This window comes from Psychrobacter sp. TWR1-1-1, from assembly GCF_049895865.1.
Lineage (GTDB): Bacteria > Pseudomonadota > Gammaproteobacteria > Pseudomonadales > Moraxellaceae > Psychrobacter > Psychrobacter immobilis_A.
The window spans coordinates 71,799-82,334 of record NZ_JAFCTE010000011.1 but is presented as its reverse complement, the minus strand read 5'-3'; the positions used below and the strand labels follow the sequence as shown (position 1 = coordinate 82,334).

Annotated in this window: 8 protein-coding genes and 2 tRNA genes; 4 read left to right on the top strand and 6 right to left on the bottom strand. The window is 44.0% G+C overall.

Annotation, left to right across the window (positions count from 1 at the left end; all coding sequences use genetic code 11):
• Positions 1 to 490 precede the first annotated feature (490 nt).
• From ACP69U_RS11030 to exaC, 6 genes are all read right to left on the bottom strand, one after another.
• Positions 491 to 1,018 (bottom strand): IS630 family transposase, encoded by a 528-nt coding sequence (locus ACP69U_RS11030; RefSeq protein ID WP_426138553.1) that lies wholly within the window; start codon positions 1,016 to 1,018, stop codon positions 491 to 493.
• Positions 984 to 1,337 (bottom strand): IS630 transposase-related protein, encoded by a 354-nt coding sequence (locus tag ACP69U_RS11025; RefSeq protein ID WP_426138552.1) that lies wholly within the window; start codon positions 1,335 to 1,337, stop codon positions 984 to 986. The genes ACP69U_RS11030 and ACP69U_RS11025 overlap by 35 nt, the downstream gene beginning before the upstream one ends.
• A 115-nt stretch (positions 1,338 to 1,452) precedes the next feature.
• Positions 1,453 to 3,096, bottom strand: coding sequence for a GMC family oxidoreductase (locus ACP69U_RS11020; RefSeq protein ID WP_426138551.1), 1,644 nt, complete (start codon positions 3,094 to 3,096; stop codon positions 1,453 to 1,455).
• 196 nt (positions 3,097 to 3,292) lie between these two features.
• The gene (locus ACP69U_RS11015) at positions 3,293 to 3,619 is read right to left on the bottom strand and encodes a DUF779 domain-containing protein (RefSeq protein ID WP_087814462.1); all 327 of its coding nucleotides are present in this window, start codon (positions 3,617 to 3,619) and stop codon (positions 3,293 to 3,295) included.
• 206 nt (positions 3,620 to 3,825) lie between these two features.
• Positions 3,826 to 4,854, bottom strand: a complete 1,029-nt coding sequence (gene adhP, locus ACP69U_RS11010) for an alcohol dehydrogenase AdhP (protein ID WP_201560331.1) — start codon at positions 4,852 to 4,854, stop codon at positions 3,826 to 3,828.
• Between the two features lie 97 nt (positions 4,855 to 4,951).
• Complete coding sequence (gene exaC, locus ACP69U_RS11005; protein ID WP_426138550.1) at positions 4,952 to 6,478, bottom strand: acetaldehyde dehydrogenase ExaC; 1,527 nt, start codon at positions 6,476 to 6,478, stop codon at positions 4,952 to 4,954.
• Between the two features lie 290 nt (positions 6,479 to 6,768).
• Here exaC and ACP69U_RS11000 point away from each other — a divergent pair, with 290 nt between their 5' ends.
• The 4 genes from ACP69U_RS11000 to ACP69U_RS10985 all read left to right on the top strand — a co-directional run bounded on the left by ACP69U_RS11000 (position 6,769) and on the right by ACP69U_RS10985 (position 10,487).
• Entirely contained in the window at positions 6,769 to 8,697 is a 1,929-nt protein-coding gene (locus ACP69U_RS11000) for an AAA family ATPase (RefSeq protein WP_426138549.1), read from the top strand.
• Positions 8,698 to 8,872: 175 nt separating this feature from the next.
• The gene (locus ACP69U_RS10995; protein ID WP_426138548.1) at positions 8,873 to 10,060 is read left to right on the top strand and encodes a type I glyceraldehyde-3-phosphate dehydrogenase; all 1,188 of its coding nucleotides are present in this window, start codon (positions 8,873 to 8,875) and stop codon (positions 10,058 to 10,060) included.
• A gap of 162 nt (positions 10,061 to 10,222) precedes the next feature.
• A tRNA-Ser gene (locus ACP69U_RS10990) sits at positions 10,223 to 10,313 on the top strand.
• Positions 10,314 to 10,396: 83 nt separating this feature from the next.
• Positions 10,397 to 10,487 (top strand) — tRNA-Ser (locus tag ACP69U_RS10985).
• Positions 10,488 to 10,536: the final 49 nt, after the last annotated feature.

The following is a 10,536-nucleotide window of genomic DNA, read 5'->3' as shown; positions in this document are numbered from 1 at the left end:
TTGTTCAAAATTGTTGCTCATAAATATCGCAACCGTCGTCAGCGCTATGATCTTAGAATGAAGCTATTCGCCGCTGTTGTGAATTTCGAGCTTGGTTTATGACTTTTGCAAGAGGTCTATTTATAAGATCGTTTTTGAACTATAAATATAATGAGCGTGCTTTTAATTCCCTTTAAAGCAATTGTTTATATCGTGTTTCTAATATGCAAAATAAAAAATATTTTAGGTTGTATTAACCATTATTCAGATTTGCAAAAAATACCGATATAAATAAGTGGTTTAAATATACTCTGTTCAACAGTGGTAATGCAAGACATCCGTAAGCTAATTTGATAGAAAACGTTCTGTTTTACTATCTTTATTGACAAGTTTGTTAGAGTTTCTCCTTATTTTAGAAATGCTGATAAAAATAACCACGAAAAAACAAGGGTTAAACTTTTATATAATTCGCTTATTTTCATTTTATTGAATATAAAGTTTTAATATATAGTCAATCTATAATAAAAGAGATACAACCCATATCCTGAAACAGTTTTGGTAAATTATTCTCCATCCATCCTTGGCGTAGAAATTTTGCCTGTGCCCACTTTTTTTCGATGGGATTTAGATCAGGACTATAAGGTGGCAGCCAAAGAATACGATGGCCATGCCTATTGAGTAGTTTTTGAATACATTTGTTCTTGTGAAATCTAGCATTATCCATAACTATCACGCATTTAGTCTTAAGGCTTGGGATCAACGTGTATTTGCACCAGTGGTAAAATATGCTGCTATTAATATTTTTCTCGAAGTAATCAAGCGCAAACAGCATTTTTTCATAAAGCGCACCGATGACGTTAGTACGCTTTTTTGCTTGCCAGTTGTAGCGATCAATACAAGGTTTGCCAATTGGTGCATAGCCATAAGGGCGAATAGTTTCGGCCTCAAAGCCACTTTCGTCCATATACACAATGGGATAGCCTTGCTGCTTAAAGCTATTAAGCTTACTCTGATATATCGCTCTTTTTATTGGACACACTTTTGGATGTTCTAAGGTCTTTTTTTTGACTGATACCAAGGCGCTTCAAGGCAATCTCAATACCCGATTTACTGCAGCCTAGACGCTGTGCTCGCTCGTACATATAATCATCTGGATGTTGAGCGACGTCTTTGAGAAGAGCCTCATTCGGTATTTTACTGGGTGGCTTATCCCGAGTTTTCTTAATACTTGGGTTTTTTAACCAACGCTGTAGTGCTGTTTTGCTAACATGATAGAAAGTACAAGCTTGACGAATACTCATGTCTTTGTTTTGGACACTTTTGATCACTTGCGCTCGAAAGTCTGCTGAATAGGTCATGTATTCTTCTGCCGTGTCGCTTATTTTAAAAGTATTGTATCTTATTTATAAAAGACTGACTATATAAGTTTCTTAAATAAAAATACTAATTATAAGACGCATATCTTCCCATGTTTTATGGCGTGATTCGTTCGATATGACCGTGGTTTGCTTTGATAAGGTCTGCGAGTTTTTCGGCAATCATAATCGTTGGCGCATTGGTATTACCGCTGATTAAAGTCGGCATGATTGAGGCATCGACGACCCTTAAGCCATTTACGCCGCGTACTTTTAATTGCAAATCAACCACGGATTGGTCATCTGAGCCCATACGGCAAGTGCCGACAGGATGATAAATGGTATCTGACTTGTTGCGAATATAGCCGAGCATACCGTCTTTTTCGATATAGGGGGCAGGGTAGTCTTCAGTAATATATTTGGCGATGGGTGATTCTTGCATGATGGCGCGCGTACGCTCCGCGCCTGCAATCATATATTCCACATCTTTTGGGTGAGAGAGGTAGTTTGGATCAATCAATACCGCGTCTGAGGGGTCGGCGGAGTCCAGTCTGACCGTACCGCGGCTTTCAGGGCGTAGGTAGCAACTGTGACAAGAGACCGCAAAGCCACGTCTGAGATCACGACCATGCTCAATCACGCGGGATATGACAAAGTGCAGTTGGGTATTTGGCCACTCTTTTGGATCATCACCGACACTAAAGAACGCGCCCGCTTCAGCATAGTTGGTAGACAAGAGGCCTGTACCATCCTTTCTCCACTGCCGAATACTTTTGGTCAATGTCGAAATCGTCGCCATACCAATACCGATGACGTCAGTGGTATTGACCTCGTAATCAAAAACGACATCTAAGTGATCTTGTAGATTACCACCAACATCGGGCGCATCTACCACGACGTCGATGCCATGCGATTGTAGATGCTCAGCAGGTCCAATACCTGACAACATCAGGACTTTGGGTGAGCCAAAAGTGCCCCCAGATAATATCACTTCATGACGCGCCATAACCGCATGCTCGACGCCATCTTTTTCATAAGCGACACCAACGGCTTGTTTGCCTTCAAAAATGACGCGGTTGGCTTGGGCGTGGGTGATGACGGTCAGATTTGATCGGTTTTGTACTGGATGTAGATAAGCCGCTGCCGCAGAGCAGCGTTGACCTTGTTTTTCGCCATGAAAATGGGTGACTTGATATAGCCCTGTACCGTCTTGCTTTTCGCCATTAAAATCTTGATTATGATCTAAACCATTGATGATGGCGGCTTCTACGAATGCTTTGGAGATATCACGCGGACTCAGTAAGTCACTGACATGCAGCGGTCCGCTATCACCATGCAGCTCGCCGCTACCATGAATATTATTTTCTGCTTTGATAAAGTAGGGCAGTACATCATCAAATCCCCAGCCTTCGCAGCCTTGTTCTACCCAACGTTCATAATCGAGCGCACTACCACGCGTATAAATCATGGCATTAATAGCCGATGAGCCACCCAAGCATTGACCACGTGGTTGGAAGCCACGACGGTTGTTCAAGTGCATCTGCGGCGTAGTTTGAAAGCACCAATTATTCAGTTTCAGCGGCTTGCCTGGTACCATCAAAATCAGTCCAGCAGGGACACGGACAGCAAGGTCTTTGCCTTCACCACCATATTCTAATAAGCAGACACTAATGTCTGGGTTTTCTGTTAATCGGCTAGCAAGTACGCAGCCAGCTGAACCACCACCAACGATGACGTAATCAAATTTTTTATCAAATTCCATTTTACATTCCTTCTAGCATCCATGCTGAGTAAAACGTGCTCGTTAAAACGCGTTTATTAAAATAGGGTACGCATTACAGTATCTATTATTTTGCTGGAATAATAAAATAAAAATGACTAAGGGGTGTTTATCGATCAACATATGGCATGGCAAAACAATACTAGGTCGTTAAAACGCTGGTGGATACTATTTAAACTTATATAGCACATATCTCTGAACGTACGATAAAGCGCTTACCTTCTGGTATTTCAAGCGAAAAACTTGCTCCGCGTCCATCGACCACATCTATCGTTAGATCGGTATGTTGCCAGAGCTTATGCTGAGCTTTACCCATATAAAATGGGCAGCCAACCAGCTCGCCGATGAGTACGTCTTGTCCGCCTACTTTAAATTCGCCTAATGGATAACACATGGGTGAACTGCCATCACAGCAGCCGCCTGATTGATGAAACATCAGCTCGCCGTGCTTAGATTTTAGTAAGTCGATTAATGCTTTGCAGGACTCTGTCGCTGTGACGTTCATAATGATTTCCCTATCGTTAGACCCGAACGGATGTCTCTCATAATCATACTGAGTAGAAAATAAAGGGTCGCATCATATTCACTCACATCATTTATCATATGTGGTTGAAAACGATACGACCCTTTACTGATGATTACTCTAGCCAGTCATTGAGACGGTGTTACGAATTTCAAAATATCATAAAGCATATGGCTAGATAATGGTTGCTACATACTATAGTCAATGACAATGCGACCTTCGATTTTGCCATCACGCATACGATCAAAGATATCATTGATATTTTCTAGTGGCTCAGCGGCAACGGTGGCTTTTACTTTGCCTGCTGCTGCCATGTCTAGCGACTCTTGCAAGTCGAGACGCGTACCAACGATTGAGCCACGAATGGTAATACCGTTTAAAACAGTATCAAAAATAGATACTGGGAATTCGCCCGTTGGTAGACCATTACAGACCAAAGTACCACCGCGTCGTAACATGCCTAATGCTTGATCAAAGGCTTTTGAAGATACTGCTGTCACGAGCGCACCGTGAGCACCGCCGATTTCTTTTTGTAGATATTCAGCAGGGTCAGTATTTTTCGCATTGACAGTGACTTTGGCGCCCAGTTTTTTAGCGAATGCCAGTTTTTCGTCATCAATATCCACAGCAGCAACGTTCAATCCCATCGCAATGGCATACTGAACTGCCATATGTCCCAGTCCACCGATACCTGAAATGACAACCCAATCGCCTGGCTTGGTGTCGGTCATTTTAAGACCTTTGTAAACCGTGACACCTGCACACAACACTGGTGCAATTTCAATAGAGTCAACGCTTTCAGGGATGATGCCGACATAGTTGGCATCTGCTAGTACATATTCTGCAAAGCTGCCGTTTACAGAATAACCAGAGTTTTGTTGGCTTTCGCATAAGGTTTCCCAACCACCTAAGCAATGGGTACAGTGTCCACAAGCAGAGTAGAGCCAAGGGATACCGACTCGGTCGCCTTCTTTGACATGATGCACATTGTCACCAACGGCGGTGATAAGACCAACGCCTTCGTGGCCTGGGATAAACGGTGGGCTAGGTTTCACTGGCCAATCGCCCTCAATGGCATGCAAATCGGTATGACAGACACCTGATGCCTGCATTTTTACGACGATTTGACCAGCACCTGCGGTTGGAATATCTACTTCTTCAATTTCTAAGGGTTGTCCGAATTCATGCAGCACGGCCGCTTTCATTTTATTACTCACGTTGTAACTCCTTGTCATCGTTCTTTACATTAAGATGCTCGGCGAGCACCGAGGTCGCACTTTACGCTTTTGCCATAAAGTGCTTTGAAAAACAGAATTAAAAGAAGCCCATTGCTTTAGGACTATAAGAGACCAGCATGTTCTTAGTTTGTTGATAATGGTCTAGCATCATTAAATGGTTTTCGCGGCCAATACCAGACTGCTTATACCCACCAAACGCAGAATGCGCAGGATAGAGATGATAGCAATTCGTCCAAACGCGACCGGCTTTAATGCCACGACCGAAACGATAAGCGCGCGTACCATTACGCGTCCAGACGCCAGCACCAAGACCATATAAAGTGTCATTGGCGAGAGTCATTGCTTCTTCATCGTCTTTAAAAGTGGTGACAGCGAGTACGGGGCCAAAGATTTCTTCTTGGAACACGCGCATATCATTCGTGCCTTCAAAGATCGTTGGCTGCACATAATAACCGTTTGCCATATCGCCATCATGTTTGGCTAGCTCACCGCCAACAAGGACTTTTGCCCCTTCTTTTTTACCAATATCAAGATAAGATAGGATTTTTTCTAACTGATCTGAGCTGGCTTGCGCGCCAATCATAGTATCAGTATCGAGCGGGTTGCCCATTTTAATGGCTTTCACGCGAGCGATACAGCGTTTCATAAATTCATCATAGATGCTTTCGTGTACGAGGGCGCGTGATGGGCAAGTACAAACTTCACCTTGGTTTAGCGCAAACATCACCAAGCCTTCAACCGCTTTATCTAAGAAGTCATCGTCTTCATCCATAATATCAGCAAAGAAGATATTTGGGCTTTTACCGCCCAGCTCTAGCGTGACTGGAATGATATTTTCACTGGCGTATTGCATAATTAAGCGACCAGTGGTGGTCTCACCAGTAAAGGAAACTTTATCGATACGCGGGTTGGAAGCGATTGGTTTACCAGCTTCTACACCAAAGCCGTTAATGACGTTTAGTACGCCTTTAGGTAAAATATCCGCCGCGCCTATGACGTCAAGCATGTATAAAACAGACGCAGGGGTTTGCTCGGCAGGCTTGAGGACGATACAGTTACCAGCAGCAAGGGCTGGGGCGATTTTCCAAATCGCCATTAGAATAGGGAAGTTCCAAGGAATGATTTGACCGACGACACCTAGAGGCTCATGAAAATGATAGGCAACCGTATCTTCATCAATTTGACTAATGCCGCCTTCTTGTGCGCGGATAACGCCCGCAAAATAACGCAAATGGTCGATGGCGATTGGAATATCAGCGGCGAGGGTCTCACGTACTGGTTTGCCATTCTCATAAGACTCAGCAATCGCGATGGCCTCTAAATTGGCTTCGATACCATCGGCAAGTTTGAGCAACATATTAGAGCGTTCAGTGACACTGGTTTTGCCCCATGCGTCTTTTGCGGCATGAGCGGCATCTAGCGCCGCTTCGACATCGGCAGCTTTAGAGCGCGCAATTTGACAGAAGGTTTTACCATCGATTGGACTTGAGTTGTCAAAGTATTCGCCATCGATTGGTGCGACCCACTCACCATTGATGAAGTTGTCATATTTTTTGCGGAATTGAACAGGACTATTTTCAGTATTGGGATAGGCGTATAACATTAACGACTCCTTGTTGTGTATTATGGCTAGTTAAGAACAAACGACTTAAGCATAAATATTTGGCCATCCTGACCAAGCTATGACCCTATCGTACTGAGCTTTAGCGATGAGCGATAATGACTTTTTATAATGATATATTTCGTATCGTATAACTTTAAGTTATGTGGCTTATCAGGGTTAAAGTCGTCCGCGAAACGGATGTAGCTGTTATAATTGTTGGCAGCTTTTTCTCTTATTATTTGCTCTTAAGCTGTTTTTCTTATTACTATTAACTTAATTGGTTTAGATATATGCGTCAATCTTCTGCTCTTGATATCTTAAAAACGGGTCAAAATGTCTTTTTGACTGGCTCAGCAGGTTCAGGTAAGACTTATACTCTCAATCAATATATTGACTACCTGCGCGCGCGCCGTGTGCCTGTCGCCGTCACTGCGAGTACCGGTATTGCTGCCACACACATGAATGGCACAACGATTCATAGCTGGTCCGGCATCGGTATCAAAGATGAGTTGAGCGACCGCGACTTGACTACGTTATCACGCAAGCAGTTTTTGGCAGACCGACTAAAAGACACCGCGGTATTGGTCATTGATGAGATATCGATGTTGCATGCTAAGCAGCTCAATTTGGTCAGCCAAGTACTCAAGCATATCCGCAAAAATGACAAAGCCTTTGGTGGTATCCAAGTGGTCGTCGCAGGAGACTTTTTTCAGCTGCCGCCGATTGGTAGTAAGGGTGAAACCAACCGTGAAAAATTTGCCTTTATGTCTGAAGCGTGGCTTGATGCCAAGTTCCATATTTGCTATCTGTCTGAGCAACACAGGCAGGTTAGTGAAGCGGCAAATGGAGGGCTTGATTTGGACGATATTCTCAACCAAATTCGCCGTCAGGAAGTCACTTTTGAATCGATTGCCGCGCTGGAGGCGACTTTTGACCAAAATGTCGATATCAAACGTACCCGTCTTTATACCCATAATCTCAACGTTAATAGCATCAATGATAAAGAGCTTGCCGCGTTAGAGGGCGAGATGATGCGCTTTACCGCTACGTCTACGGGCGATAGTAAATTGGTTGAGACCCTTAAAAAAACGGTACGTACCCAAGATGATTTGGTACTAAAAGTCGGTGCCAAGGTGATGTTCATCAAAAATAATACTGAACTTGGCGTGTCCAACGGTACGATGGGTGAATTGATTGGTTTTGCCGCTGTTAAAATTAATGATGATAGCAAAGACAGCAGTGATGATTTAATCGAAGACGATGACGACAGTGCTGACAGTGAGACTGATAAGAATGTAAAAGGCAAAAGTAAAAAAGCCATAAAAGAGAAACCCAAAGCCAAAAAGCCAACGACGCAAAAAATGCCCGTGGTTCGGCTCAATTCAGGGCGTGAAGTTGTCGCTGAGCCTGAAGAATGGATTATCGAAGATGAGACAGGAGATGTGCTGGCAAGCTATGAGCAAGTACCGCTTTGTCTAGCATGGGCGATTACCATTCATAAGTCACAAGGCATGACCCTCGATGCCGCAGAGATTGACTTATCACGTACTTTTGAGTTGGGGCAGGGCTATGTAGCATTGTCACGGTTAAAGTCGCTGGCAGGTTTGCAGCTGCTCGGTATGAACGACATGAGTTTGCAGCTTGATCCGCTAGCACGCGGCGCGGACAAACGGTTTTTGGTGCTGTCAGAAGAAGCCGATGCCAATTATGCGATGCTTGATGAAGAGAGCATGACGCAGGCACATGAGAAATTTATTTTAAAATCGGGCGGTACGCTGAGTAAATCAGTGATTGATGCTTATGCCACTTTGCAAAAAAAGCGCCGCGAGCAACAACAGGCGCAAATAGACAAAAAACTGAAACTGGGCAATCAAGTTTCAGATAAGTCGGACAGTACCTTGCTTGCGACGCGATTATTATTAGAGGAAAGCTTGTCGATTGCAGAAATCTCACAAGCACGCCAGTTGTCACAATCGACCATCATGCGTCATATTGCTGACCTAAAATCTCAAGATCCAAGTCTCGCTTGTGATCATTTGCGGCCAGAGGATGAGGTGATGACGGCGGTTGGTAATGCCTATGTCGCGATTAAAGTCGCCAATAATCCAAATGATTTCAATGATGATGGCAGTATTAAATTGCGTCCAATATTCGATCATCTTAAGCAAAGTATTGATTACAATGCCATTCGTTTGGCACTGATTTTTATAACGCCTTAATGCCGAATGGCGTCTTGATACTGAGTATGACAATTCAGGGTTCAAGCATTCACCAAAGCCATTTAGCTTTTATATAACAATCCCTAGAGCCGATTAACGACTTGTTGGTTTTGTTTCATTGTAGCGCTGACTGTGTAGCGCTCAATTTTTTATCCCTTTATAGCGATATCTTTTTATGCCTGATTTTTCGAGCGCCACTTATCAATTAACGTCTGACCCAGTAGCAGCAGCGTTTCATGTATCTAGTGAGCATACACAGCCACTGAGGGTTGCTATCAATGGTTTTGGACGTATAGGGCGCAACGTTTTGCGGGCATTGCTAGAGCGCTTTGAGGTATTAGGCCGTGCGATCCATGTCGTGGCAATTAATGATTTAGCCCCTGCTGACATTCTGTTGCACTTATTAAAGTTTGACAGCACGCATGGTCGCCTAAGTCGCCTTGGGGTCAGTGCTGATATTGTGGCGAGTAGCAACGATGAAGCGAGCGATGACGGTAACAATGACAGCGCCACACAGCTTTGTCTGACAAAAAACAATTATACCTACTGTATCAATTTATTCTCAGAATCTAACCCTGCGCAGTTGCCTTGGCAGGCGCTGGGTGTCGATGTGGTGCTAGAGTGTACCGGACATTTTCGCTCTTATGAGCAAGCACAACTGCACATAGTGGCTGGCGCGCAGCAGGTGATTATCGGCGCAGCGCCATTCGATGATGTCGATGCTTGTATCGTTATGGGCGTTAATACTGATGAGCTAACACGTGAGCTGCCGATTATATCGAGCGTTTCTTGTACCACGCAGGCCTTGGTTCCCTTAATTGCCACGCTTGATACCGCATTTGGGGTAAAGTCGGCGATGATGACAGAGATTCATGCTGTCACGGCTGACCAAACGGTGCTTGATCAAGCGCACCGTGACCCAAGACGCGCGCGAGCGTCTGGTTATAACATTATCCCAACCACCTCTAGCAGTATCGCGGCGACAGAGCGTGTGCTCCCGTCGATGATAGGCAAGATAAACGGGCATTCGATACGAGTGCCTACCATTGATGTAGCCGCTATTGATGTGACTTTTGTTTTTGATACGCCCGATGTGTCTGTCGAGGCAGTCCGCAAGGCACTCAAATCTGCCAGTCAGGCACATTTGCGTGACATCATGGCTTATACGGATGAGCCACTGGTCTCTAGCGATTTTATCCATCAGACAGAGTCTTTGATCATTGATGGTCAGCAGCTCATGCAAGTGGGTAGCCAGTATAAGGTTTTTGCATGGTATGACAACGAATGGGGTTATGCCAATAGACTACTAGATATGTGTCTACATCTGGCTTCTCATAAAAAAGCTATCGTCAATTCTCTATAAAAAAGTGACCGCGCTAACCTCGCTGCAAGTATCATATATACCTCTGCATGCAGTTGCCTTGACTCTTTTTTAAACTGAATCAACGATAGCATCAAAATAATTTAAATTCGTGCAATTAATTGCTTGCATTCTTATGTTATATCGCTATAATAACGCACAAATGGAGACGTGGCAGAGTGGTTGAATGCACCGGTCTTGAAAACCGACAAGGGTTTGTAGCCCTTCGAGAGTTCGAATCTCTCCGTCTCCTCCAAATTCGAAAGCCGCAATCATTAATAATGATTGCGGCTTTTTTTGTTGCATTTTTATTTTTTATCGTTATAATAATGCACAAATGGAGACGTGGCAGAGTGGTTGAATGCACCGGTCTTGAAAACCGACAAGGGTTTGTAGCCCTTCGAGAGTTCGAATCTCTCCGTCTCCTCCAAATTCAAAAAAAGCCCTAATCAGTGATGATTGGGGCTTTTTTTATGCTG

Coding starts and splice junctions, on each gene's coding strand:
- ACP69U_RS11025 (WP_426138552.1), bottom strand. CDS start 1,337: ATGACCTATTCAGCAGACTTTCGAGCGCAAGTGATCAAAAGTGTCCAA.
- ACP69U_RS11020 (WP_426138551.1), bottom strand. CDS start 3,096: ATGGAATTTGATAAAAAATTTGATTACGTCATCGTTGGTGGTGGTTCA.
- ACP69U_RS11015 (WP_087814462.1), bottom strand. CDS start 3,619: ATGAACGTCACAGCGACAGAGTCCTGCAAAGCATTAATCGACTTACTA.
- exaC (WP_426138550.1), bottom strand. CDS start 6,478: ATGTTATACGCCTATCCCAATACTGAAAATAGTCCTGTTCAATTCCGC.
- ACP69U_RS11000 (WP_426138549.1), top strand. CDS start 6,769: ATGCGTCAATCTTCTGCTCTTGATATCTTAAAAACGGGTCAAAATGTC.
- ACP69U_RS10995 (WP_426138548.1), top strand. CDS start 8,873: ATGCCTGATTTTTCGAGCGCCACTTATCAATTAACGTCTGACCCAGTA.